General features: G+C 45.2%; 27 protein-coding genes. 18 read left to right on the forward strand and 9 right to left on the reverse strand.

The annotated features are described in order from the left end of the window. Positions 1 to 239: 239 nt before the first annotated feature. Positions 240 to 500 carry a DUF333 domain-containing protein gene (locus tag KIV41_RS19660; RefSeq protein ID WP_010450807.1) on the reverse strand — a complete coding sequence of 87 codons (261 nt, stop codon included), beginning with the start codon at positions 498 to 500 and terminating at the stop codon, positions 240 to 242. Positions 501 to 760: 260 nt separating this feature from the next. Here KIV41_RS19660 and KIV41_RS19665 point away from each other — a divergent pair, with 260 nt between their 5' ends. Continuing rightward, positions 761 to 1279 (forward strand): NUDIX hydrolase, encoded by a 519-nt coding sequence (locus tag KIV41_RS19665; RefSeq protein WP_010450809.1) that lies wholly within the window; start codon positions 761 to 763, stop codon positions 1277 to 1279. 646 nt (positions 1280 to 1925) lie between these two features. Here the strand turns inward: KIV41_RS19665 and KIV41_RS19670 are convergent. The 4 genes from KIV41_RS19670 to flgA all read right to left on the reverse strand — a co-directional run bounded on the left by KIV41_RS19670 (position 1926) and on the right by flgA (position 4259). Then, entirely contained in the window at positions 1926 to 2669 is a 744-nt protein-coding gene (locus tag KIV41_RS19670; protein ID WP_285337538.1) for a lytic transglycosylase domain-containing protein, read from the reverse strand. Beyond that, a complete protein-coding gene (flgN, locus tag KIV41_RS19675; protein WP_010450813.1) occupies positions 2650 to 3087 on the reverse strand; it encodes a flagellar export chaperone FlgN in 438 nt (145 codons plus the stop codon). The genes KIV41_RS19670 and flgN overlap by 20 nt, the downstream gene beginning before the upstream one ends. A gap of 22 nt (positions 3088 to 3109) precedes the next feature. Continuing rightward, a complete protein-coding gene (gene flgM, locus KIV41_RS19680) occupies positions 3110 to 3391 on the reverse strand; it encodes a flagellar biosynthesis anti-sigma factor FlgM (protein WP_010450816.1) in 282 nt (93 codons plus the stop codon). A gap of 163 nt (positions 3392 to 3554) precedes the next feature. Beyond that, on the reverse strand, positions 3555 to 4259 hold the full coding sequence (flgA, locus tag KIV41_RS19685) for a flagellar basal body P-ring formation chaperone FlgA (RefSeq protein WP_010450818.1): 705 nt from the start codon (positions 4257 to 4259) through the stop codon (positions 3555 to 3557). Positions 4260 to 4430: 171 nt separating this feature from the next. Here flgA and flgB point away from each other — a divergent pair, with 171 nt between their 5' ends. The 12 genes from flgB to KIV41_RS19745 are packed head-to-tail and all read left to right on the forward strand — an operon-like array spanning position 4431 to position 14428. Continuing rightward, positions 4431 to 4793: a flagellar basal body rod protein FlgB gene (gene flgB / locus KIV41_RS19690; protein ID WP_010450820.1), complete on the forward strand. Its 363-nt coding sequence runs from the start codon at positions 4431 to 4433 to the stop codon at positions 4791 to 4793. Positions 4794 to 4795: 2 nt separating this feature from the next. Then, positions 4796 to 5230: a flagellar basal body rod protein FlgC gene (gene flgC / locus KIV41_RS19695; protein ID WP_010450822.1), complete on the forward strand. Its 435-nt coding sequence runs from the start codon at positions 4796 to 4798 to the stop codon at positions 5228 to 5230. Continuing rightward, complete coding sequence (gene flgD / locus KIV41_RS19700) at positions 5230 to 5913, forward strand: flagellar hook assembly protein FlgD (protein WP_010450824.1); 684 nt, start codon at positions 5230 to 5232, stop codon at positions 5911 to 5913. The genes flgC and flgD overlap by 1 nt, the downstream gene beginning before the upstream one ends. A 26-nt stretch (positions 5914 to 5939) precedes the next feature. Further along, a complete protein-coding gene (gene flgE / locus KIV41_RS19705; protein WP_010450827.1) occupies positions 5940 to 7139 on the forward strand; it encodes a flagellar hook protein FlgE in 1200 nt (399 codons plus the stop codon). Positions 7140 to 7150: 11 nt separating this feature from the next. Beyond that, positions 7151 to 7882 carry a flagellar basal-body rod protein FlgF gene (gene flgF, locus KIV41_RS19710; RefSeq protein WP_010450828.1) on the forward strand — a complete coding sequence of 244 codons (732 nt, stop codon included), beginning with the start codon at positions 7151 to 7153 and terminating at the stop codon, positions 7880 to 7882. A 24-nt stretch (positions 7883 to 7906) separates the two neighbouring features. After that, positions 7907 to 8692, forward strand: coding sequence for a flagellar basal-body rod protein FlgG (gene flgG / locus KIV41_RS19715; protein WP_010450831.1), 786 nt, complete (start codon positions 7907 to 7909; stop codon positions 8690 to 8692). Positions 8693 to 8703: 11 nt separating this feature from the next. After that, positions 8704 to 9393 (forward strand): flagellar basal body L-ring protein FlgH, encoded by a 690-nt coding sequence (flgH, locus tag KIV41_RS19720; RefSeq protein WP_171357472.1) that lies wholly within the window; start codon positions 8704 to 8706, stop codon positions 9391 to 9393. Next, positions 9393 to 10514, forward strand: a complete 1122-nt coding sequence (locus tag KIV41_RS19725) for a flagellar basal body P-ring protein FlgI (protein WP_010450836.1) — start codon at positions 9393 to 9395, stop codon at positions 10512 to 10514. The genes flgH and KIV41_RS19725 overlap by 1 nt, the downstream gene beginning before the upstream one ends. Positions 10515 to 10525: 11 nt before the next feature. Next, positions 10526 to 11083 (forward strand): rod-binding protein, encoded by a 558-nt coding sequence (locus tag KIV41_RS19730; protein WP_010450838.1) that lies wholly within the window; start codon positions 10526 to 10528, stop codon positions 11081 to 11083. Then, the gene (flgK, locus tag KIV41_RS19735) at positions 11084 to 12457 is read left to right on the forward strand and encodes a flagellar hook-associated protein FlgK (RefSeq protein ID WP_010450840.1); all 1374 of its coding nucleotides are present in this window, start codon (positions 11084 to 11086) and stop codon (positions 12455 to 12457) included. A 13-nt stretch (positions 12458 to 12470) separates the two neighbouring features. Next, entirely contained in the window at positions 12471 to 13370 is a 900-nt protein-coding gene (gene flgL, locus KIV41_RS19740; protein WP_285337574.1) for a flagellar hook-associated protein FlgL, read from the forward strand. Positions 13371 to 13387: 17 nt separating this feature from the next. Then, complete coding sequence (locus KIV41_RS19745; RefSeq protein WP_010450844.1) at positions 13388 to 14428, forward strand: hypothetical protein; 1041 nt, start codon at positions 13388 to 13390, stop codon at positions 14426 to 14428. Positions 14429 to 14673: 245 nt separating this feature from the next. Here KIV41_RS19745 and KIV41_RS19750 read toward each other — a convergent pair whose 3' ends face one another. After that, complete coding sequence (locus tag KIV41_RS19750) at positions 14674 to 17403, reverse strand: DUF2339 domain-containing protein (RefSeq protein ID WP_285337539.1); 2730 nt, start codon at positions 17401 to 17403, stop codon at positions 14674 to 14676. 224 nt (positions 17404 to 17627) lie between these two features. Here KIV41_RS19750 and KIV41_RS19755 point away from each other — a divergent pair, with 224 nt between their 5' ends. Beyond that, the gene (locus KIV41_RS19755) at positions 17628 to 19421 is read left to right on the forward strand and encodes a sodium:proton antiporter (RefSeq protein ID WP_285337540.1); all 1794 of its coding nucleotides are present in this window, start codon (positions 17628 to 17630) and stop codon (positions 19419 to 19421) included. Positions 19422 to 19670: 249 nt separating this feature from the next. Next, complete coding sequence (fni, locus tag KIV41_RS19760) at positions 19671 to 20690, forward strand: type 2 isopentenyl-diphosphate Delta-isomerase (protein ID WP_285337541.1); 1020 nt, start codon at positions 19671 to 19673, stop codon at positions 20688 to 20690. Between the two features lie 72 nt (positions 20691 to 20762). On the opposite strand, the gene KIV41_RS19765 is transcribed toward fni, so the two are convergent. Further along, on the reverse strand, positions 20763 to 21650 hold the full coding sequence (locus KIV41_RS19765) for a LysR family transcriptional regulator (protein WP_009705025.1): 888 nt from the start codon (positions 21648 to 21650) through the stop codon (positions 20763 to 20765). Between the two features lie 151 nt (positions 21651 to 21801). Between KIV41_RS19765 and KIV41_RS19770 the strand changes: the two genes are divergently transcribed. After that, entirely contained in the window at positions 21802 to 22239 is a 438-nt protein-coding gene (locus tag KIV41_RS19770; protein WP_005435929.1) for a PACE efflux transporter, read from the forward strand. Positions 22240 to 22356: 117 nt separating this feature from the next. After that, complete coding sequence (locus tag KIV41_RS19775; RefSeq protein WP_005435930.1) at positions 22357 to 22620, forward strand: DUF3012 domain-containing protein; 264 nt, start codon at positions 22357 to 22359, stop codon at positions 22618 to 22620. 31 nt (positions 22621 to 22651) lie between these two features. Here KIV41_RS19775 and KIV41_RS19780 read toward each other — a convergent pair whose 3' ends face one another. Continuing rightward, on the reverse strand, positions 22652 to 23266 hold the full coding sequence (locus KIV41_RS19780) for a mechanosensitive ion channel family protein (RefSeq protein WP_104033942.1): 615 nt from the start codon (positions 23264 to 23266) through the stop codon (positions 22652 to 22654). A 512-nt stretch (positions 23267 to 23778) separates the two neighbouring features. Here KIV41_RS19780 and KIV41_RS19785 point away from each other — a divergent pair. Next, a complete protein-coding gene (locus tag KIV41_RS19785) occupies positions 23779 to 24501 on the forward strand; it encodes a TerC family protein (RefSeq protein ID WP_101905595.1) in 723 nt (240 codons plus the stop codon). 21 nt (positions 24502 to 24522) lie between these two features. Here the strand turns inward: KIV41_RS19785 and KIV41_RS19790 are convergent, their stop codons facing one another. Beyond that, positions 24523 to 26007, reverse strand: a complete 1485-nt coding sequence (locus KIV41_RS19790; protein WP_285337542.1) for a winged helix-turn-helix domain-containing protein — start codon at positions 26005 to 26007, stop codon at positions 24523 to 24525. Between the last annotated feature and the right edge of the window lie 46 nt (positions 26008 to 26053).

Raw genomic sequence — 26053 nt, forward strand, 5'->3', positions numbered from 1 at the left:
AAAATGTGGAAAAAACGTGAAATTTCGTGATTTTCGCGAGAGATTTTATTGCCCAAGTGGAAAGTAATGTCAGGGGAATGTCAGAAATAAAACGCTGTTCGATATGGTGTCGCTATGCGGTAAGGCTGATAAATAAAGAGCTAAGTGTCAGAAATCTTGAATATTTAGAGAAAATAAAAAGGAGCATGAAGCTCCTTTATTGTGAATTGTGTAATCTTAGATTGCGTAAATGTTAACCATTACGACTCAGCATTTTCTTTATGGTTTTTACGGTAATATTCCCACTGCTCAACACGCTCATTTTCAGACAATAGACAGTAAGTTACGCGTTCACCGTTTTCTGTCACTGTATCTAGTTCACCACCTTGCTGCACGCAGTACACTGCTGCTGGGTTTGCTGCTGATGTGTATTCGTTTGAGCGAGTTGCACCTTCATAAGTAGAACAACCTGCCAGCACCGTTGCTGCCGCCACTGCCGTTACTAAAGCCGCCTTTTTCATTCTTGATCTCCGCGTGGGAATTACGAGTAGTGTATTGATTATAGGAGAGTTTAAGAAAAATACTGTCTTATGTTTGTTAAAAACACGACGCTTGAAAGGGAATTCTGTGTAATTTTGGAATTTGCTCACTGTTCGTCTGGATACCCATGTATCTCGAGGTTATCTTGGCTGGCATTGTTGTAGTCTTGCTCAAATTGAAACTTGGGAATAGTTATGAATTTCGGTAGTATGCGCGCAAAACATTCACAGCGGATCCTGCGATGAGACACTTAAAAACAACTACGCACCCAGACATCGAACATTTGGATGACAAAATCATCTTTCAGCGTACTGCAGCACGTGCCATTGTGCTTGATGGTGAAGATGTTCTTCTCCTCTACACTGAGCGTTACCACGACTACACTCTGCCGGGTGGTGGTATTGATGAAGGTGAAGACGTGATTGCAGGTTTGGTTCGTGAACTCGAAGAAGAGACTGGTGCGAAGAACATTCACAATATTAAGCCATTTGGCATCTTTGAAGAGTTTCGTCCTTGGTTCAAAGACGATGCGGATGTGATGCACATGACGTCTTACTGCTACACGTGCAAGATTGACCGTGAGCTAGGTGAAACGTCTTATGAAGATTACGAAGTGAAAAACGGCATGCGTCCAGTTTGGATGAATGTACATGATGCGATTGCGCATAATGAAAAGACGATGGCAGAAAGCCCTAAAAAGGGAATGAGTATCGAGCGCGAAACGTATTTACTTCAGTTGATCGCAAAAGAGCTGCTGTAAATTACACCGACTAACGCTATAAACCCCGCCCAATAAAAAAGTCCGAGCTCCCCCCCGGAACCCGGACTCATTCCAGACGCGCAAGCGAAGCGTCATCTTGAGTTATCTACTTCTAAAAACAATAGCTGTTTTATATTCATTATGTAAATAATTATTAGGTCTAACCTGATGGATTACACACCAATTACATCGCTATAGTGACAGATATCATAAAGCCAACTGCTAGAACCTGTGTACTTTGAGTCTAACTACTGCTAATTCTTACTTTCGAGATAAGATACCGTAACTTTTTTGAACATGTTTGTACCAAGATCACGAGTTGGAATATACGCATGTACAAAATATAAAATTACAAGATGTATACCCAAGTGACTTCAAGATGCAGGATTCAGAGCGTTGTCATTGATTCGAGGTCAAGGAAAACAACGCAGCGTAATAGCCAGCTCTTTCCAAGTTGTTTGACGCAGAAGTCGAGTCAATGACACGCTCCCAAAGGGCACTCTTTGCAAATAGTAAGGGTCTTGGCTTGTATACTTTGTTGTCGACTCTTGATTTAGACCCACTAGACCTTTAAATCGCCGTCTCGTCTACAAACCCAGTCATTCTCGCTGAACCTAGCATCTCGAGATTACTTGGGTATATAGCACTATAGGTTGATTAACGGCGGAAGAGGTTTTAAGTCGACTAATGGTTGATTATTGGCTGTAAAGTTGGAGCCGAACAAAGCAAACGACTTCAGTCGTTGGGGGATCACTTCTCCTAAATTGACGATCTGGTTCAATGCATAAAATCGCGCAACATATTGAGTGGTTTCCGTTGGTAATGTTAATGATGAATATTGATTAGTTTTAGCTTGCCGTATTGCTCTGTCAACACGCCCTTCCCCTGCGTTATATGCCGCTAAGGTAAGGGCAAGGTCTTCACCAAACTTGTTGTACAAAAAGGCTAAATAATCGAGTGCTGCATCTGTACTTTCATGAGGGTTAAATCTTTCGTCTTTCGTTGCGTCTATTCTCAATCCAAAACGTTTAGCGGTAGATGGTACTAACTGCCATAAACCAGCTGCACCAGCGTGAGATACTGCTTGGGTGTTATAAGATGATTCAAGCATAGGAATGAGAATCAAAGATTTAGGTAATGATTTCTTCGTTAAACGATCGGCAATGTGCCCAACAAGCATTTGAGAGTGTGTAAGGCGATTGTTTATTTGCTCTTGATAGGGTTGAAGGAGGGCTAATTGCTGCTGGATCGCTTGAGCGCGAGGTTGGCCGTAGACGACTTGAGAGATAAGCAAACTTGCTATGAATAAAAAAGTGCCCGCCCTTCGGTGTAGGAATGGTTGCAATGAGAGCGGGCGAATCAAACTGACGTTAGAAGGTGTGTTCTTCATAGGTATGTTGAACAGGATGTTTGAGTTGATTCATTAGCTCATGAAACGCCGCGGAGCTTTGTCCATTGCGTTGATTAAACGTTTGGCACTGCTTAATTAAACCCTCAAGAGTATTCCATTGAGCTCTGGCTTTGACGTTCAGTTTTGCAGGAAGCGCATTAAATATACGTTGCACACTTTGTTCATTCGTTGGGAGGTGTAGCTTTCTCATGCACAGACTTCTTTCTGTAGCATTGGCACCGAGCTGATTGAGGATTGGCATTTGTTTCGCGATATTGTTATTTAATGCTTCACTGTCAAACGTTAAATAGATTGAAGCTTGCTCTTGAAGAAGCACTAATAACTCTTGGTAGAGTTTTATGTCAACTGCGATGCTTTTCACAAATGTTTGAATTAACTGAGACGTCGGTGAAGCCATGCAAATTTCCTCATTAGTCGGTTTATTCGTGACCAGTGTGGAACTGCATTAGTGCTTTCGATAAAGCCTTGGTATCTAGGCTCAACTCGCCTTTGGTTAAGGCGCTACGAATCTGTTCCACCTTTTCCATATCAACATTAGGAAGAGAGGCCATCTCTTTTTGAGCTTTATCGATAGCAGAGGTGTCGGCTTGGAAACTGTGCTCTTGAACCTGAGCTCTTACTGGTGCTTCAAGAGGCTTTTTTGTTGTCTGTTGTAAGCTTGTATGCGGTACATGTCCGCCGGCAACTTTATCGATTTTCATTTTGTAATCCTCAATCATCGTCTTCTATTGAACTTAGGCGACCATAGATTGACGATGGTTAAATCAAATTTATGATTTTTTGTGCTCAAAACCTTTGCATCTTGAAACGTATTTTAAGTATTTACGAGCAATCTTGCTTAAAATTGATAACTGGAGTCCAAAATCAAAATTGTGTGTGTGCTTGGTTTAGCCCAGTAACAATGGCGTGTACGACTTTACCTGAAGTTTTATTTTGAACCTCGATTTGCTCTCCTCGGTAGCCAGTTTCTAGCGCGATGCCTTTTGTTGTTGCCTTAAACCCATCTTTAGTGGCTATCAAGACAATCTCATTTCCTTTTTCAATCAATGCTGGTGTTTCAACGTTGCTCTGACTTAGCAACTGACCACTGCGAATTCGTCTTGCTGCTTCGTTGCCGCTGACTTTTGAGATTTTGGTAAAAAAGCTGTCTTGTTTTGAGAGTGTTCTACGTTCGATTTTTAGGTCGGCAGCAGATATCAGGGAGCCACGGTCAACGGTGTTGTTCGCTACAACGACATCTAAAGACACGCGAGACTTTATAGTTACGTTTATACGCCAGCTACTTGTTAAGTCATCACAACTAACTGAGCGCTTTAGGTTACCAACAGGTTGTGATTGGTGATCTCGCGCTGAAATGACGAGTGGTTGGCTACACTCAGGTAAATGATTTACTGATTTTGGTACCCATAAATCGTAATTCAGCTGATAGTTACCCCATCCCGCATTATTGGCATATCGCGTTACTTCTTGTTCAAACTGAGCAGAAACATGCTGTCTAACGATGCCTTCATTAGATGATCCTATGGCTATATTTGGGGTGAAAGAAAGCCCCAAAACTGTCAGAGCCATTATATTAGGAAACATCCTCGTCTTTCGCTTCCTAGTCCTATTGTTTTCTTCCGTAATGCGGAAGTTTGATTTCCGTTCATCTGTATAATGCATTGATTAATAAGCTTTATTTTGTTGGCATGTATTTTGTTTCTTATTTGTCAGAATTACAACGACTTAAAGGAAACTTGAATGGCGATCACATTTGATAGTGCTCTAGGCGTTCACCCAGACGCACTTAACTTCCGTGTTCAGCGTACCAAAGTACTCGCCAGTAACCTAGCAAATGTTGATACCCCGGGATACCTGGCAAAAGATTTAAGTTTTACCACTGTTATGAGCCAAATGAGCGCTGGGGGTGTAAACAAGCCGATTCCAAAGTTTCAGGTTCAAACACAGTACACGGTGCCGTACCAAAATAGTAAAGATGGGAATACGGTGGAACTTGGTGTAGAGCAGGCAAAGTTCACCCAAAACAATATGGACTTTCAAACCAGTTTGACGTTTCTGAATATGAAATTTAACGGACTGGCGAAAGCAATTGAAGGACGTTAAATATGTCATTTACTGATATTTACTCAATCACTGGCTCGGCGATGAATGCACAGACCGTGCGATTGAATACCGTTGCGAGTAACTTGGCGAATGCGGATGCGGTGTCCGCTAACCCAAATGATGCTTATAAAGCACTAAAACCTGTTTTTGCCACGGTTTACAACAAAACTCAAATGGCAACAGAAAACGGTGCGTACCCGAATGCAGAAGTGCGTGTTGTTGACGTCGTTCAAAGTGCTGGCCAGGCAGAAAAGCGATTTGAACCTCATAACCCTCTAGCAAATGACGAAGGTTACGTCTACTACCCTGATATTGATGTTGTGGCAGAAATGGCAGATATGATGTCTGCAACGCGTAGTTTTGAAACTAACGTTGAAGTTCTTGCCAATGTGAAAAGCATGCAACAAGGTTTGCTTAAGCTAGGGCAGGGTAGTTAATGAGTCTTGCACAATATACTGCACTATCCGCAGACACACCCGTGTCATTGGCTTCAAATGACACTCCTGCTGTTGCTAACAACCCTAGGGACACAAGCAATCCTGCTTCATTAGAGAATGAGTTTATTACTCTGATGGTCGCGCAAATTCAAAACCAAGACCCTCTTAATCCATTGGACGGAACCGAATATGTGGGCCAGCTAGCACAATTCTCGCAAGTTCAGAGTATGGAGAACATGTCCGGCCTGATGCAAAACAGCATGGTATTGCTCGATAACATGCAGGTGCTATCTACCGCTGGTTTGGTAGGCCAAACAGTTTATGTCTCTTCAAACGAGTTTGAGCTTAATGATGGCGTGCAAAGCGGACGGATTGAGTTAGGTCATGCATCGAATCAAGTCACGCTTGTCGTTAAAGATGAGTATGGTCAAAAAACAAAAGTGCCACTTGGTGCACATGCTGCTGGGGACGTGGACTTTTCTATAGATCCAGAAAAGCTCGGTTTAAAGCCAGGCAAATATTCGGTCTCAGTTGAAGTAGAAGAAGGTCAGGCTAGCCCAAATGTTTTGCTAGCAGGAAAAGTCGAACAGGTGCGCATCCCAAGTACTGGTGGCGCAGCTCTAGTTAAAGTTGACGGTGTCGGTAGCGTCCCGTTTTATCAAATCTCTCAGTTTGGTGCTTAACCCAATAAGGAAAATATAGGTCAGTTATGAGCTTTAATATTGCACTAAGTGGCTTAAATGCTACTAACTCGGAATTGAATACGATCAGTAACAACATTGCGAATGCATCGACATTCGGTTTTAAGGGGGCTCGAACCGAGTTCTCATCAGTATACAGTGGTATGCAAGCTAGTGGCGTTGAAGTGGCATCAATTTCGCAGAACTTTGATAAGAACGGCACAGTGACCAGTACAGGCCGTGCAATGGATCTTGCTATAAATGGTAATGGTTTCTTTGTGACTAAAGACCTTTCTGGGCAAACGCTGTACACTCGCGCTGGTATTTTTGCTCCCGATAAAAACAATTATGTTGTCGCTAACAACGGTGCAAAGCTGCAAGGTTACAGTGTCGATAGTAATAACCAGCTTATGTCAGGTACTGTTGGTGACATCAAAATTTCTAACGCTTCTTTGGGCGCAAAAGCGACTGATAAAATGGATTTTGTTGCTAACTTTGATGCGACTTCTCCAGTTATTACCGCGGCCTTCGATTCAAAAGATCCCAAGACTTTCAGTTCTTCGTACACAACAAAAGTACATGACTCGTTGGGTAACTCCCACACAGTAACTCAGTACTTTACTAAAACCGCGGATAATACGTGGCAAGTGAACATTCAAGTTGATGGTGGCTCGACAGCTTTGACTGCTCCCACCACGGCGCAGACGGTTACTTTTGACACTGAAGGTAAATTAGCAACACCTACCGCTCCTTTCAATATTGCATTCAAAGCTCCTGGTGCACAGGATATGAGCATCGATGTTGACTTAGCAGGTACAACTCAGTTTGGTGCGGCTTTTGGCGTAAGCACAAACAACCCTAATGGGTATGCATCAGGTGAATTAACAGGTGTTCGTGTTGAAGATAATGGTGAGGTTTACGCAACTTACACGAATGGACAGTCTCTTCTACAAGGCCAAGTGGTTCTGGCTGATTTTGCAAGCCCTCAAGATCTAAACAAGGTTAGTGGCACTGCTTGGACTCAAAGCTTTGGGTCAGGCTCTCCTGCGATTGGTGTTCCTGGTACAGGTGTTCTTGGTAGTTTAACTCCTGGTGCCTTGGAGGGTTCAAATGTCGATTTGACTAACGAGTTAGTGAGCTTAATGACGGCTCAACGCAACTATCAAGCAAATGCAAAGACCATTTCGACCAGTGACAAGCTGACTCAAGCCTTATTTAACGCTGTTTAACGAGGTCTGATATGGATAGCTTGTTATTTACTGCGACATCGGGAGCTAGCCGAGTACTAAAAGCTCAGCATGTACGCTCCAACAACTTATCAAATGCTGATACTGCAGGTTTTCGTGCAGATATGGAAAGAGTGCAGAGTGTTCCAGTGCAAGGCGCTGGTTTTGACGGTCGAACAATGGTCGTCACTAACTCTGCTTCAACTCGTTTTGATGCCGGAGACTTGATTAAAACAGGTCGTCCACTTGATATCGCAGTTCGAGGAGATGGCTTTTTTGCTGTTGAAACTCCTGGCGGTGAAGAAGCTTATACCCGAGCGGGTAATATCAAAGTCGACACTTTTGGTGCTATGAGTATCAATGGCTTTCCTTTGCTCGGCGAAAACGGTCCTCTCGTGTTGCCTGACTATCAAAAAGTAGAAATCAGTGAACGAGGAAGAGTGTCAGTTACACCACCAGGTGGTGGTGCTGAACTAGAAGTTGGCACTCTGAAAATGGTAAATCCACCGCAAGGGCAGTTACAGAAAGAGAGTGACAGCCTTTTGCACAATGTTGACGGTGGCCCATTCCCAGTCGATGAAACGGTACAAATCGCCCCTGAACATCTAGAAGGTAGCAACGTGTCTGCGATTGATGAATTACTTAATGTCATGTCATTGACGCGAAACTTTGAAATGCAAGTTCGCATGATGAAAACCGCTGAAACTCTAGCTCAGGCCGGCAACAAATTAATGGCGGCGAGATAAATTCGCCTCCCAAGGAGATAAGCAATGCACTCTGCATTATGGGTAAGTAAAACAGGCATGGCAGCCCAAGATACCAAAATGACTGCCATCTCGAACAACCTTGCAAACGTCAACACAGTCGGCTTTAAGCGTGACCGAGTTGTGTTTGAAGACTTGTTCTACAGTATTCAACGCCAGCCAGGTGCACAAGTTGACCAAGTTAACGAGCTACCAAGTGGTGTTCAATTGGGTTCTGGTGTTCGTGTTGTGGGCACACAAAAAGTGTTTACTCAGGGCAACACGCAGAATACTAACCAGCAGTTTGATCTAGCGGTTATGGGACAAGGCTTTTTCCAGATCGAAAACTCTGATGGCCAAATCATGTACACCAGAAATGGTCAATTCCATATCAACTCTGAAGGTTTGATGGTGAATAGCCAAGGTTTGCCGTTAGAGCCACAAATTCAGATTCCAGACAATGCCGCGGCTATTTCGGTCGGTGTTGATGGCACAGTGACCTCTGTAAGCGCTGATGATCCAACGCCTCAGCAACTTGGTCAAATTACACTGGCGAAGTTTATTAACCCTGCTGGTCTAGAAGCGGTAGGCGGAAACCTGTTCAAAGAAACAGAAGCAAGTGGTGCTGCTGATGAACTCGTTGCCGGTGAAGATGGTGTTGGTAGCATTAAGCAAGGTGCATTAGAAGGCTCTAACGTACAAGTGGTTGAAGAAATGGTTGATATGATCACTACACAACGTGCTTACGAAATGAACGCTAAAGTTGTATCTGCTGCTGATGACATGCTGAAGTTTGTCGCACAATCAATGTAAGTAATGTGGTGATGATGAAAGACAAAGCAATAAAAACGCTTTCCCAAGCTTGGGTCTTAATCGCGGTGTTGTTAGTTGGCTGTGCTGGAAGGCAGGAATTTGTACCTCCCTCTCCAGACAGTGAAGAGTATGCGCCGCCAAAATTAGACTACACGTTACCAGAAGCCAAGTCCGGTAGTCTTTATCGTCACCAATATACGATGACGCTTTTCCAAGATCGTCGTGCTTATCGTGTCGGGGATATTCTTACGGTTCTTTTGTCTGAAGAAACGGAGTCGAGCAAAAAGGCTGGCACTCAATTTGGTAAGAAGTCTGGCGTTAATTTTGCTGCCCCGACCATAGGCACTAAAACTATTGATGAGTTGGGTGTCAGCATTGATGGAAGCCGAAGTTTTGATGGCAGCGCTTCTAGCTCTCAAGGTAATAAACTGCAAGGGGCAATTACCGTTACAGTTCATGAAGTATTACCAAATGGTGTGCTTCGAATTAGCGGTGAAAAGTGGTTACGACTCAATCAAGGTGACGAGTTTATTCGTTTGAGCGGTATTATCCGGGTTGATGATATCAGCCGAAATAACCAAGTGTCATCTCAGAGAATCGGTGACGCGCGAATCACATACTCAGGCCGTGGCGCATTGGCTGATAGCAATGCTGCGGGTTGGTTGACTCAGTTCTTTAATAGCCCTTGGGTACCATTCTAATGAAACAACACAGAGCCTTTTTATCTTCACTCCTAATGGTGTTGTCTTTAGGAGTTGTGACTACGACTCAAGCGGAAACAGAAATTAATTTGATGGATTTGGTGGATGTGCAAGGCATACGTCAAAACCAATTGGTGGGTTATGGCCTAGTGGTTGGCCTCAATGGGCAAGGTGACCGTAACCAAGTTAAATTTACCTCCCAATCAATCACAAATATGTTGCGCCAATTTGGAGTACAAATTGATGACAGCATGAACCCCAAGCTAAAAAACGTCGCATCAGTGAGTGTGACGGCATCAGTAGACCCAATGGCTGGCCCAGGTCAAACCTTAGATGTAGTTATCTCGTCTATAGGCGATGCTAAAAGCCTACGTGGTGGCACCCTACTATTGACGCCACTACGCGGCATTGATGGTGAGGTTTACGCGGTCGCGCAGGGGAATGTTGTGGTAGGCGGGTTGTCAGCTGAGGGAAAAAGTGGCTCCAAAATCAACATTAATATTCCAACGGCGGGTCGTATTCCTAACGGTGCAACGCTGGAACGAGAGATTGCTACTGATTTCAATGAACGTGAAGAGATTACCCTCAATCTACGCAAACCAAGTTTTACTACAGCGAAAAACATAGCTCGCGAAATCAATAGTACTTTTGGTCCTAATGTCGCGAAAGCTATTAGTAAGGCGCGAGTGGAAATGCGTGCGCCTATGGATACTCAGCAACGTGTAGTCATGATGTCCATGTTGGAAGAAATGAGTGTTGTAGAGGGAAGAAAGCCAGCTCGAATCGTCTTCAATTCACGTACTGGTACTGTTGTGATTGGTAAGAACGTCAAGGTGGGTGAAGCTGCTGTCAGTCATGGCAATCTCACAGTACGTATTTCAGAATCACAGCAAGTGAGCCAACCAAATGCGTTTGCTGATGGTGAAACTAAAGTGGTTGATCAAACTCAAATCGACATTGATGAAGAGCAAGCTCAAATGGTGATTTGGCCTCCGGGCACTGAATTGAACACGATTGTTAACGCTGTAAATAGCCTAGGTGCTACGCCAACTGATTTGATGTCAATTTTACAGGCCCTAAATGAAGCGGGTGCACTCAATGCCGAGCTAGTCGTCATCTAAGGGGAATCAAAATGAAGTTAGATAATGACCAAAATCAACTATCGAATGTACTGTATCACGACAATAGTGCGCTAAATAAAATCAAAAATAGTCATGATGATGAAGCGACGCTTGAAGCGGTAGCAGGCCAGTTTGAAGCCATGTTCCTGCAAATGGTACTGCGTCAAATGCGCAGCAGTAGCGATGTTATAGCAGATAAAGACAGTCCTTTTTCAAGTCAGCAGCAAGGGGTTTTTCGAGACATGTACGATGGCCAACTCGCCATTGAACTAGCGAAAAAACAAAACTCAGGCATCGCAAATATGTTAGTGCAACAATTGAGCCCTTCAATGCGCGAAGTTGAACTCAGAGGGGCGTTAGCGGTTGGCTCTGCAAATGATATTAAGTTCCAAACGATGGGATTGAAAGAAGCGGAATCTACATCACAACTTTATCAAGATGGTGCCCTAAAAATGGATGATGCTCTTAATTCTTCAACTGAAGCGGTCGCCTCAGTAAGACAAGTACTAAGTGAGGCTGGGATGACAACGGCGTTTTCTCAGCCACTTAATCGAAAAGTGGAGCTGTAGATGAACCTGGTTAATATTGCACTATCAGGCTTAAATGCAAACAGAGTTGCACTGGATGTGACTGCTCAAAACGTTGCCAATATTAATACTCCTGGCTACAGTCGTCAGCAAGCGGTTAATGCGTCAGTCGGCGCGGGAGCCTATGATCGTCTCAGCCCGGGAGCTGGTGTTGAAGTAACGAGCATCCGACGTGTTGCGGATCAGTTTTTAGTGAAACAGACTTGGTCCACCAATAGTTTGGCAGGCTACGCTTCAAACTATACGGTTAGTATGAGTTTGTTAGAGAATACGTTATCTGCAGATGGCTTTAGCGTTTCAGCAGGCTTAGATACATTATTTGCTTCATTGAATGATGCGACAGTAAAACCTGAGTCTATCCCATACCGCCAGCAGATCATTAATGAATCGGAAGCGCTTTCGCGTCGTTTTAATACCTTAACTGAGTCACTGCATAATCAACATAAAGATATGAGTGATCAGCGAACCGCGGCGACGTCACATGCGAATAGCCTACTTAGTAACATCGCACAAGTTAACAAGCAGATCACTGAAATGCAGGGAACCGGAGGGAATCCTGCACATCTTATGGATGCTAGGGATTCTCTGATTGGTGAACTATCACAAGTGATCGAAGTAAAGACCACGAATCAACCTGATGGCACAATCCAAGTTACCTTAGCCTCCGGACAGCCCCTAGTCATGGGGTCTGAAGCAGGGAAGATCAAATCCACGCCAGATCCAGCAGATCCTTATATGGCGACTTTGAATGTTGAATTTGGGAAGCAAGACTTTGCTGTATCAGGAGCCGTAGGCGGCAAGCTAGGTGCCATTACGGATTACCAAAATGATGTATTAAAGCCAAATTTAGTGGCTCTCGATGATATGGCGAAATCTCTGGCCGATGAATTTAATACGATCTTGGCTACAGGAAAGGACTTGAATGGCAACGCGGGTAAGCCCCTCTTTAGTTATGACCCCGCCAACCCTTCCGCTAGTCTAACTGTTACAGATATTCAGCCAGATGAGTTGGCGTTCTCTAGTGATGGAACACCAGGTAATTCAGATGTGTTGAGTAGCGTCATAGAGCTGAGTAACAAGCCCGTTGCTATCACTGGCTACGGTTCTTTAAGTTTAAATGATGCGTTTACAGCTATGGTTGGTGAGACTGCTATTAAAGCTCGCCAAGCAAGTGCAGACTTTGATGCCAAACTAACGGTAAACAAACAGGCTCATGCTGCACGAGATAATGTGAGCGCAGTAAACAGTGATGAAGAAGCCGCAAACCTAATGACATTTGCCAATGCTCATAACGCGAATATGAAAGTGATTAGCACTGCAAATGAGCTTTTCGATTCCGTGTTGCAGTTATTCTAGAAAGGAAATAATGATGCGAATTAGTGACAATCAGTTTAGTCAAATGATGTTACAAAGCCTGCAAGGTAATAATGCGGGCCTCGGCAAAGTGCTGCAACAAATGTCGACAAGCGAGCGTTTGACAAAAATATCAGATGACCCGATGGCTTCGATTAAATTGCTTAATCTTGAGCGAGAAGGTAGCGCTATTAACCAATATCAATCCAATATTGCTAACGTCAAAACCACTCTTTCTAGTCAAGAAACGCACTTAGACTCGGTGAATGAGAGCTTAAAAAGTATTCGTGATCTTGTATTGTGGGGAGCGAACGGTTCACTAACGGATGCTGACCGTGATGGCATGATTACGGAGCTTAAGAGTTTACGAGATTCCGTTGAGTCATCATTTAACGCTCAAGATGAAGAAGGTCATTATCTGTTCTCAGGGACGAAGACAGATACTCCAGCAATTAACAGTGCTGGTGGTACTTATGTTGTCGATGGTAACGGTGATAAGCGTGTCGTGACAGTTGCCAAGGGCGTTACAATGGAATCGAATATGACCGCCAAGGACATACTAGAGCTGGGTGGTGGTAATAATGTACTCAACCAAATTGATGCACTAATTGCGGAATTTGAGACTCCGAGTCCTAATTTTAGAGCAGCAGTAGACGCAACACTTCAAGTCATAGATGATACATCTGCCAATGTTCTAGGAGCAATGACAGAGATTGGTGGTCGTCACAACAATTTAGACCTCCTTGATAGCGCTCACGGAGAGAATAAACTGTTTGTCGATAAAGTGAGCAGTGACCTTTCCGCGTTAGATTATGGTGAGGCTTCTGTGCGTTTGAGTAACTATCTTGCAGCTTTACAAGCGACCCAAGCGAGTTACGTGAAGATCAACGATCTTAATTTGTTTGACCGTCTATAAGGTTAGGAAGTTTTTTTATGGTAATGAGCACAGTAGAGGTTAGGCCGCATAGTATTCGACTAGGTGGTCAAGAACAGACCTCTATCATGCCAACTCGGTCAGCGGACTCTAGCAGTAAGATAACACCGCGACCACAACCCTCTCAGGCTGGCACGACGTCAGCCTATTCTGTTTCTGGGGTACTACTGACCCAAGGGCAGCAACAAGCGACGTCGGTGCAAATTGCGTCTAAGTCTTTGCAAGTTATTGGCAAAGAGCTTACCTCGATCAAGCGACATCTGTCGCAAGCCTTGAATGTGGGAGCTCAAAATGTATCGGGTTTACAGGACAACTTAAGTCGTTCAAAACAGAACTTACATATCGCTCTCGAACAAGCTAGGTTTGACGGTAAAAAAGTAGTAGACAACGAACTTAATCTAAAACTTGATAGAGCTGATATTCGCCGTTTTTCAATTCCAGGGTTAAATGTTCATAGGTTGAGTGAAAAGCCAGAGCAGATTCGTTTAGATTTTCCGCAAGGTCAGTCAGTAATGATTCAATTCGATGGGCAAGCCGATGGGAATCGCACAGTAAAAATGCTCGATCGCAGTTTAATTGCTATGGGCATGCGCGCATCGCTTGCCGAAGACGGAACGATCTTATTCGAGGCTAGAGAGGGAGCATATAGCCAAATGCAACAGCGTGTGTTTGTTACTGGTGAGGGGCACCGTTTCCCTGCAGGACAGGCAAATACGTTGAGTTTAAAAGCTGAGCCCGATGGTATAACAGAGCTCGGTTTTGATTTGGGTTCACGCGATGGCATCAAACAGTCTATTGCTAAGGTTAATAAGCACCTGCAACACGTACATAGCAGTTTGGATCAAGCTAAGTCATTTCATGGCGAGCTTCAAACCCAGATGCAGTCGATCCAAAGCCAGGCAAAAGTACTGCCAGTGGACAAAGTAAACAGTACATTAGATAGCTTTTTAGCATCATCTGATCAATTTACATCGACTTTCCAAGCACTTAATGCACAAGCAAATGTGCGTCGGCATACTGTAGTGGCACTGTTGAAATAACCTATCAAGAGTACAGCAAGATTCCCTTCTCGGTTTTATGTGTGATTTCAAAAATTAGAAAAGAGTTGGGTATCACCTTTCTAGATCGTTATTAAAAGAGATTATAGCCCTTTCGTTCATCTGTTCTGGAATGACGGTTGTGGTGTGTATTTTGTTTTATATTTTTCATCCGCTCAATGTTCTTGTGGGTCATTCCCGACATCGACAAAGGAGCGGAGTCGGGAATCTCTTTCTTATCTTGAACTCTATTCCGTGTGCTCGGCAGGTTCTGCGACCGAGCGATGGAGTTTTTGGAATAACCATCCTAATCCAATCAGTGATGCACCTAGGCCCAAGAAGCTGATCGCACGCCAGAAGCCATCCAATGAGCGAACATCCCACAGGAACACCTTAAGCGCGACGCACGCCAACACGGCTAAACCAATGCGTTGAATCGTCATTGCTTTGCGGGTTGCGCCAACCCAAGTCAGCAAGCCTCCGACAATCAAACCAGCAATTGAGTAAGTAAACAGCTCTGCCATGCCAGTCGGCTGAGCGAGCGTCATCGAGATAGGTTGCCAGAACTGGCGAATCGACATACCTAACCAAATGGCTGCCAAGATTAGGCCAAAGCTGGCGACCACAGGGCGAGGGATCTGCAACGTGTTCCAACGCTTGTAAGTGGTTACTAGCAAAACAATCGCAGGCAGTAACCAGCCAAGAGACAGCATGTTGAACACAGGCATGGATTCCGCGGAAACATTATTGACCATCAACGGTGATTCAAGGCTATTGAGCAACATCATCAGCACAACAAAAGCGCCCCAAAGTAGATAGCTGTAAGCTTGATAAACGCGCTCTAGTTGCTGCGCAAACTGGCTGCGATAGCTGTAAACCAACCCCATCACTAATGCTTGGTTAGCAAACACAATCGCCGAAGTGAAATCGATGTAGCCCAGGTAACCGTATTGCCCTGTGAGCCAGTAGTTGGTTTGGGTGAAGACCGCCATCAAGAACACGTGTAAAAACGCCCCTTCAAACCAATTGGCGAGTTCTGTATCTGAGCGATGTAACACAGTGTGAGCGTAAGCAAGAATTGCCAACGACGGCAGGTAACTGATCAACACCCAAGCCCAGTGTCCCGCATTGACAGGTTGCCACTCTGGAATAAACGGTAACAGCGTAAGACGTACGACTAAGATGCCCATGGCGACTTTCACTGCCCAATTCGCTGGGCGGAAAACATTGGCTTGAGTCTGCAACGCCATAACCGCCACTTGAATCGAAATAGCAGTCGTGAGCCACGTATCATTCAGCCAGACAAAAGCCGTTCCGGCAATAATGGCATGCATGATGGCTGAGCATTCCAGTGCCAGCGCTTTGAACCTTTGTCCAAGTAAGGCGTAGTAAACCGCAATCACGGCGGTGAAGAGCGTCCAACCTAGAACATGACCGCTCATGAACTCGTAAGTGTAGAGCAGGGTAATCAAGGTCATCGCAGGGGCGAGCACAAGGAAGAGGATACCTGTCAGTTGAGAGCGGTCACCTGCGAGTGTCTGGAATAATGTTCGCAATGCAATCAACACAATACTGATGCCGAGCGCGAGCAGTACTGGCGTTTGTCCTTCAGCCATGTAGATAGATTCAAGCGCAATAGAAAGCAGCATGATCGCGGTAGAAGGCACCAATATCGATGGTAGATAGACTCTTAATGACCAAGTTTTACGAATGGCGGGTAGCCAAATCATGGCAGTAAAGAAGGCATAGAAGTAAATCATCTCAGCGGTATCAACGCTAGACATGCGAGCTAATGCCGACAGCACTAATAATGTCATCGCGAGAGCAATACCTGTCGGTGGATGCATCCATCTGCCTTGGCAATGACGATAACGCGGTTTGAGCATCCAACCCATTCTTGGTATCGCAAACAGCAGGTACAAACTCAGAGAAAGGAAGATCGCAAGCCACGAGAAAAGTTGCTCTATCGGCATGCTCTCAATCAGCAACAACATCCACAAAACATGCGGCACGGTAATCGATGGTGAAATCCAAGCGTGTCGGATCTTTTGCATCAGTAGCGTTGCGGCAACTGAAATTGCAGTTATGTAACCAGCGAGTAGGTAATAGTTGGGCTCTGCACCGCCAATCCAAAGTGGTGCTGAATAACCACCGATTAAGCCGAGTACGGCCATCAAAGGACCTTGGCGTAGAGAAAGCGCTAAGCTCGAAAATGCCGCGCCTGCCAAAATTACCAGCGATGCACTCGGCGATAAGAGTTGATAGAAGACAAACGCAAAGATTACCGTGCAGTAGATGCCAGTTAACCCTGTTCCGGTAATGGCGGCAGGAACGTAAGTAAAGCCTTTCGCTCGTTCTGCTCGGTCTGGGGATTTCTGCTCGCGGCGATGGAACCATTCACCTGCTATCACGGTAGCGAGAGAGATGGAGAATGCGATGGTCACGCGCATGATTGGTGAGAACTCAATGTGACTGCCAATCACTTGTACAAGGTAACCACCACCAATCAACATGGCGAGCGCGCCAACCCAAACCAACCAGTTTTCTTGGATGTTGGTAAGCAGCTTATTGGCTTGTTTCTCAAATACGGATTCACTGCTTTGCGCCAGACCACCGATGTGCACTTCATCGAGTGAAGGGAGGCTCGGCTCGACAATTGGTGGTGGTGCTTCTTTGGCAGCTAGAGGCGCTGAGATTGGCTCTGAGACCAGTGTTGGCTTTGGATCTGATTTGAGCGACGGAGCATTAGGTTGTGGGGGCTGCTCCGGCGGCGCTTGGTGTGGTTGAGAAGCGTGTTGCTCGGAGTCTGGAGTCGGCGGCGTGTGTCTCTCAAACCAACGTGCGCGCAGTTCTGCCAGTTCTTTATGAAGCTGAGACACTTCGTCTTCGAGCCTCGATATTCGACCGACTGCTTTCAATGTGATGAGTAAGGCGCAAACCGCCAAGATAACCGCCAATGAGATAAACAACTGCTGCACTCCCTGTCCTTGTTTCAGAATCCTTAACTTTGAGCAACTTAGCTAAGCTTAGTTCACTGTGTGACAAGCTAACGGGATATACAACACAGACCGATAATTTTGAGAGAGAGTCGCATATTTGAACGAAAACTGGCGGAGCGTTCACTCTAAACTAATCTTTTTTATAGAGTTAATCGGTTTTGGGCGAAAGCTCACCAGAACAATAACAAATTAGGTGATGATAAATGCAAGTGGGCAACGAAGCGCTGGTGCTGTCGGCGGTTGGAGTAATAGGTTTAGGTTGTCAGTGGTTAGCGTGGCGAATGCGCTTACCAGCCATTCTGTTCTTACTGTTGGCGGGGATCATTGTCGGGCCGATCCTGCAATGGCTTAGTCCAGACGACATTCTCGGGGATTTACTCTTCCCCTTAGTCTCTCTCGCGGTGGCGGTGATTCTGTTTGAGGGCAGTTTAACCCTTAACTTTAAAGAGATTCGTGGCGTGAGCGGTTCGGTGTGGAGCATTGTGTCTGTTGGCGCGATCATCTCTTGGGTAGCCACCAGTGTGGCGACGCACTATTTCCTAGATTTTACTTGGGAGCTTGCGATTTTGTTCGCCAGTTTAACCGTCGTGACTGGTCCAACGGTGATTGTGCCGTTGCTGAGAACCGTGCGCCCAAGTTCCAAACTCGCCAATATTCTGCGCTGGGAAGGTATCTTGATCGACCCATTGGGCGCGCTGTTTGTGGTGATGGTGTACGAGTTTATTGTCTCGCACAATGCCGTTAACAGCGTTGAAGTGTTTGGCACCATCATTGCGGTGGGCTTGATCCTCGGTGTCGCTTCTGGCGCTGCGGTGTCTACTGTTTTGCGCAGAGCTTGGCTGCCGGAATACCTTCAGCCCTTTGCGGTATTGATGGTCGTGCTCGGTGTGTTCTCGATTTCTAACCAAATGGAATCGGAAGCAGGTCTACTGACGGTTACTGTGATGGGCATGTGGCTGGCGAACGCCAAGGGCATCAATATTCAGCAAATCCTGCATTTTAAAGAGCACTTAACCATCTTGTTGATCACTGGGTTGTTCATCTTCCTAGCGGCACGCATCAGTCTTGATGATTTCGCTGCGCTTGGTAGCGGTGCAGTGTTGCTGTTTGTTTTCATGCAGCTGGTGTCGCGTCCACTTTCGATTTTCGCTTCAACCATTCGCAGTAACTTAACCTTCAAAGATAAGCTGTTCCTCTCGTGGGTTGCGCCGCGCGGTATTGTGGCGGCGTCCATCTCATCCCTGTTTGCTATCAAGCTGACGGAATATGGTATTTCAGAAGCCATGCTGTTGGTGCCAATGACCTTCATGGTGATCATCGGTACGGTGGTACTACAAAGTGCCACGGCGCGTCCTATGGCTAAAGCTTTGGGTGTGGCTGAGCCGGCGCCAAGAGGTTTTTTATTGATTGGTGCAAACCGAGTAGCGCAAGAGATAGGTAAAGCGCTGGCGAGATACGATCGCAAAGTTCTGCTCACCGATTCAAACTGGGACTACATTAGCCAAGTTCGCATGCTGGGCCTAGACCATTACTACGGTAACCCGATCTCTAGCCATGCTGATGACAACCTGAATCTAATTGGCATTGGGCAAGTGGTGGCACTGACGCCAGACCAACACTTCAACATTATGGCTTGTATGCAATTTGTCGGCGAGTTCGGCGAAGATAAAGTACATTGCCTGCAGAAAACCAAATCTAACGGCAATGAAAAACACTCGGTTGCAGAAGAGTATCACGGCAAATTATTGATGGGCGGCAACGTCAGTTATACCCAAATGGCGAGTTTGCTGAGCCAAGGTGCAGAAATCAAACACACTAAGTTGAGTGAGAGCTTCACCTACCAAGATTACCTTGAGCACCACAAAGACAATTTGGTGATTCCGCTTTTTCATGTTGAAGAGAAAGGCAAAATTCAATTCTGTGATGATCCGGACCAATTCACACCACCTACAACCAGCACGGTGGTGGCGCTTATTCAATCCGTCGAGACGCAATAGCCTAAATGACATCTAGAACTGCCACTCTTGGCACATCGGAGTGGCAACATTGTTAATCGTTACCCAAGCTTAATAGAGCAGTGAGGCGCAGTGTTTTAAACGCTGCCCCTTAATATGATTCCTTAGTCATAAGATCAGAGCCCACAAGGCTCGATTCGGTAAATAAATTGTTCAATTTCCGAATTTTCGCATTGACGGCAATGACAAGGATCGCAATACTGCGCGACTGTTTTACTTTAGGGTGACATTATGGCTCCGCAATCTAATCGAAAAGACTTACATTTAGACGCTGTTTTACATCATGACATGAACATGAAAAGCAAAACGGCGGGCTTTGAGTCTGTCGAATTTGAGCATTGCGCATTGCCTGAATGTGACTTTAACGCCATCGACCTTTCGAGCGAGTTTCTTGGCCATTCATTGACGCTGCCGTTTTTGATCAGTTCTATGACGGGCGGCGCAAAAGATGCAGAGATCATCAACTGTCGTTTGGCAGAAGCGGCCAGTGAAATGGGCATTGCGATGGGAGTTGGCTCGCAGCGCGTGAGCCTAGAAGACAGCCTACATTCAGGTTTGGGCAAAACCATTCGTGATCTCGCTAAAGGCGTGCCTTTGTATTCCAACTTAGGGGCCGCTCAACTGAGAGACAAACAACGCCTCGACAACGCCCAACGTGCAGTCGACTTTATCCAAGCGGACGCTTTATTTGTACATCTCAACCCTATGCAAGAAGCCTTTCAGCAGAATGGTGACCATGATTGGATTGGTGTACTTAAATCGATTGAACAGTTAAAACAGCGCATTGATGTCCCGATGATCATCAAAGAGGTCGGCTTTGGTATCAGTGGCGCGGTAGCCAAACAACTTGTTGAAGCGGGTGTGGATGCGATTGATGTGGCGGGTGCTGGTGGCACGAGTTGGTCTGCGGTTGAAGGTTACTGCCAGACAGATAACAAGATGCAGCGCGCTGCGGAGCTATTTCGTGACTGGGGCATTCCTACGGCTAAGTGTTTAGAGCAAATCCACGCTCAATACCCTAACTTACCTTTAATTGCTTCTGGTGGCACGCATAACGGCTTAGAAGCGGCAAAAGCGATTCATTTAGGTGCTAGCCTTGTTGGGCAAGCTGGTGCGGTATTAAAAGCCGCGACGATCAGCACGCAATCTGTTGTCGACCACTTTGAACAAATGGCATTAGAGTTACGTTTGGCGTGCTTTGGTACAGGTTCTGCCAATCTCCAAGCATTGACCCAAGCTCGTCGTCTTTAGCTTCAATCAGACCTAGAGATCTTCTAGGTCTCGGACAAATTCTAAAGCTTGAACCTACAAAACAGTTTTGGGCTACTCGTCCTGATAGCGATAGCTCTGCAAGGTTTTTACCAGTGCTTGCAAAACCGGGCCCATACCTCGGGTTCGAGAAACTAAGCATCCAACTGTCGTGAGCCAGCCATCAAATTCGTGCGCAACGGGCAGGGCAACGAGCTTACCGCTCTCAATCTCATTGCTGACCACTCTTTCTGGCAATAATCCCCAACCAACGTTTTGACACGCTAAATCGGTCAATGTTTGATGCGAGTTAGCAAACCATAACTGAGTGCTGATGGCGTAACTGAACCAAAGTTCTTTCCTTTGTGCGCTGCGCAGTACCAGTTGGCGATGGGCTTTGAGCTCCGCATCATGAACCACCGATAGTTGTGCCAATGGGTGAGAAGGCGAAGCCACGGTGAGAAAACGAGTGTGCCCAAGGGTAAAGAAATCCATGTCCATTTTTAATTCGCCATCAGCTAACACGATACCGACTTGCGCTTTTCCTTTTCGAATCAACTCTTCAACATCGAATGTTGGTGCGGTAATGATATCGAACTGCGTAATAGGGAATTGATCCGCCAAGCTGGCAAATTGCGCCAGTAGCGATTGGTTGATGAGAGATTCATCCACCGCAATCACTAGCTCGTGTTCGTAGGCTTGCTCTAAGGACTCGACTTTTTGATCGAAGAATTTCTGTTGATGCAGAATGGACTGAGCGATAGGCAATAAGGCTTTACCGCTATCTGTCAGTGTCGGTGTGTTTTTCTCTCGATTGAACAACTCTTGGTTAATTGCGATCTCAAGGTTAGCGACAGACTGGCTTACACCTGATTGCGCTCGCTTTAGTTTTCTTGCGGCTGCGGAGAAAGAACCTGTTTCGCACACGGTGACAAAGATTTTGAGTTGTTCGAAGCTGTACATTTCAATACCTAGAGAGAATTTGGATGAGACTCATCCAGAAAGCATAGTCGTAAGCTATCACTATTCGTGATGGTTGTTAACTTTCCCTTCGTTATCACGCTGTCATAATCGCCGCAACTTAACTTGTTCCATGCAAAGTTGTGAGGTTTTTATGGGAGCGTTAGAGCGTGTGTTTCACGCCGTATTATTTGAAGTATTGGCAATCAGCTTATCCATTATTGGTTTGGCATTGTTTACGGATCATGAAGTCAGTGCATTATCAGGAACCATGATAGTCGTTGCTACCATCGCGATGATTTGGAATTTCATCTTCAATTGGATATTTGATCGCTTTGCGACAGGAGCAAAAGAGAAACGCACAATCCGACTTCGAATCGTACACGTGGTGTTGTTTGAAGCGGGTCTGTTGTTTGCCACCATTCCGGCGATGGCGTGGATGCTAGAAGTCAGCATGTGGGAAGCGTTTATCATGGACGTGGGCGTGACGATTTTCATTACCCTGTATGCGTTTGTCTTCAATTACATCTATGATCATGTTCGAGCGTTTATGATGAAACGTCGAATGGCAACTTCGGTGCAGTTAGGCTGATTTAAAGGAATTTCGTCTCTTTTACGGAGCGTGAGTCGATAAATTGTCGTTGGCTTAACACGAGCGCTGATATTTTGGGTATAGTTCATTCATCAATTGAAAGTGGAACCTAAATTTATGAAAAAACTGGTAATGCTACTGCTAGCGGCAACAGCGCTAACGGCATGTTCTGACGAAGTGGGTACAGAAGCTTGGTGTAAAGACATGCGCGAAAAGCCAAAGACAGAATGGACAACAGACAACGCGGTTGATTTCGCGAAGCACTGTGTTCTGCAAGATGGCATCGGTAGCGAGCAGTGGTGTAAGAACCTAAAAGACAAGCCGAAAGGTGAGTGGACGGCAAACGAAGCGACAGACTTTGCTAAGCACTGCGTGTTCTAAATTGACCGAACAAAAATGAGAAAGCCGAGCACTATGCTCGGCTTTCTTGTATCTGAAGGTCATCAACACCGACACTAACATCGATATCTACGTCGGTGACCTTTTGTAGAGTCGGCTCGACGGCATTCTTATAGGTTCTCTTGGTGACGTTCTTCTGTAGCAAGAGGTTGTTTGGGTAAGTCGAAAAGTCGCCGTCTTCATGCTTTATCAAGGTGTGAAACAAACGAATGTCTATGATCATCCCTTCAATACCTGCGCCATCATCAATACGAATGTTATCGCCTACACGGTAAGGGAAAACGAAGAAGATAAGAAAGCTAGCAGTGATGTTGCTCAGAATTGACCACTGAGCAATAAAGCTCACGCCCAACACGGTAAACACAGAAGAAAGGAAGATAGAAAAATTCCCGTAGCCAATACCACTCACGAGCAAGAATGTGGCAAATAAGAAGACGAACAACAAAATGTTCACCGTTCTGGTAATGAATAATATTCTTGGTGGTTTGACTTTTTTATTCCGCGCTAACGTAGTGAGTGCTTTCGTCGCGATCTTACTGAAGATTTGATAAGCCAAAATGAAAATCAGACCGAGCAGTATGTCGTAGTCACTCAGGATTTGTAGAAATTGTTCAATCGATGACAGCATTACGTTCTCCTCTTTATAGGGCGAGTGTACGGTCAACCATCGGAAAAAGCGTCAAGTCTCTCTCAGCAAAAAATCATATCTCTCTCATGTCATTTTATAAGCCAAAGAAACCGTTTCTTTTGGTACGAATTTCTCACCTTTGGTGGTTTTTGGTTTATTTAAAGTAATGAAATTGAAGTGTTTATTTGTTTTATATTTTCTTTATCTTTTTCTAAGTGCTTTGTGATGTGGTTATGAAACGGGTGAATACAATAGCCTTCCTCTGATTAACCACAACCTTGGAGAAAGTGATGACACTTATCGCGATCAAATTGCTTTACGTGTTCTACAAAGCAATGAAAAGACGCTACTCATAATCGCGTCATTAGGGAACAACTCACCCAAAGCACCTAAGAACGGAATACAGATTTCCCCATGTTAGAGAGGGGATTTGAGCGCAAGGTAGTGCCTGCTTAGGAGAGAGTGGATATTGAATAACTATTCTTTCGTACTTTGCACAGAGAACTTAAATAATGAATCTCGACTACTTTATCGCCTTCGGCACGTTACTCATGTTAGAACTCATTCTGGGTGTCGATAACATCGTTTTTATTACCATCATGACTGAGCGTCTTCCTGCTCATTTGCGCCAACGCGTACGTAATCTCGGTATCGGTTTAGCGGTGTTAAACCGCATTGCGCTGGTATTTTCGGTATCTTGGTTGCTGTCTTGGAAGGAACCGTTTGTCGAATACCAAGGGGTATCCCTCTCTTGTAATGATCTTATCTTTATTGTCGGTGGTGCATTTCTGTTGTTTAAAGGCATCAAAGAGCTTTGGGCGTGGGTCGTGCCTATTGAAACGCCACCACATCAATTCTTTGCTGGGCAAGTTGGCACGGTCATATTGCAGATTATTGCGGTGGACGCGGTGTTTTCTCTCGATTCATTGATTATCGCGGCAAGCCTTACGCAGGACATTACCATTCTTGCTGGTGTGATCATCTCTTCGAGTGTGATTCTGATGTTGATGGCGAATAAAGTACAGGCTGTGATTACTCGCCATCCCGGATTGAAAGTGCTCGCGCTGCTATTCCTGATTGTATTAGGTGCGCTGCTGATTGTTGAAGGGTTGGGGCTGAATATCGATAAGCACTACGTTTACAGTGCGCTCGCGTTTGGTTTGCTGCTTGAGCTATGCCATATCTTAATCAGCCGCCAACCTTCTTCTCGACGCATGGCAGGACAATATTTCTAAACTTTAATGCGAAGCTAACCACTATGGATTAGCTTCGCTTTTTACGCTTTGCAATTCTTTAATCATGGTGTCCAAGTTGCTGTCAAAGAACAATGGACCCGCAAGTTTCAGTGCAATTGGCGACGACGTGTTTTGTGTCGCTTGCAAATACAGTTCTTTTGCCCCACTTGTATGACCGCGAGCTTCTTCCGCTTTCGCTAGTAATAGATAAGTTAAGGACGTTTGCTGATTGTACGGAATCGACAACAGTATTTGTGATGCCTTATCTGGGTTATCTTCCGACAGCGCCAAGATTGCGTTGGCTTCACACACTCTTGGGTTATTCCCTCGCTTCAATACCTCGGACAAAGAAGAAGAGTACTCTTTGTTCAGTGTTTCAATTACTTGCTTCTTATTCGCTTCATCTTTTGCAAATACTCTCATGACTTCACCAATGTAGCTTACCGAAATGGTGTAGGCATTATCTGGTGCTAGAGCTTTTGCTTGACGAAAATACGCCATCGCATTTTCATAGCCAGCGTTGTTGTACAAAGCGCCCGTCCCAGACATCAAGGCTTTTACAGCTTCTGGATCTTTAGGGAAGATTGACACATTGTGTTCCAACTCTTCTTCCGGCACCTCAATGTACATCGCGCGTAGCATGTCATCGATCATGGATGGGAAAGTTTGATGAAACCGTTCAAAGTTGGTCGAGTAACGACGATTCAAATGAGTCTGCCCTGAAACGCGATTGTGATACTGGAACAACAAACGCAACTTTTTACCATCGCTGCTCTTGCTGGTGGAGATGTTGAACTCTACGGCGGCGAGTTTTCTGTGTTCTTTAGATTTGACCACGCGAATATTGCTGTAAAACCCAATGTGTTCCATGAACTTAATGACGATACCGTACAATTCTGGTCGTGCTTTCACATCCTCACTGACATTCAATACTGCATAACGAAATTCGTAATGGCTTAAGTGCCCGGTGTGAGAATCAGGGTTCGGTTTTGAGTCGTTTGCGCTAAACACTAAAAATGCCGCCTGAATAAGAACAATCAAAGAAAGTGCACCAATTAAGATGGGTTGTTTGCTCTTTGTAGGACGGTGCTCAACGGCCTCTATCGCGGGTTTCGAGGCTTCAGTTTGCGACTCTTCCTCTTCAATCACCTGATCTTCAGGTTTCTGTATCGCGATTTTTTCCAGTTTTACTTCGCCATCAAATCGATACCCACGCTTTGGTACGGTGACGATGTAGCTGCATTCCTGTTGGCTGTGCTTTTTCAGTACTTTTCTGAGTTCAAATACCGCTTGAGTGACCACTTGATCGGTCAATACACTGCCGCCCCACACTTGCTCGATAAGTTCATCACGCGTGTGAGTCAGTCCTGGGTTCAGACACAAGAACTCAAGCAACTTTGAGAGACGGTTATCAATCGTAATGCATGAGTCAGCAAACTGTATTTGCCCCTCATTGGGCACAAAACGCCACTCATCTACGATAAAACTGATGTTTTTGTCAGGCATTCATGCTCGCTCTTCTATTTTTTATTCATCTCATTGAGTAAATGTA

It is taken from the genome of Vibrio sp. D401a (assembly GCF_030248515.1).
GTDB classification, from domain to species: Bacteria; Pseudomonadota; Gammaproteobacteria; order Enterobacterales; family Vibrionaceae; genus Vibrio; species Vibrio rotiferianus.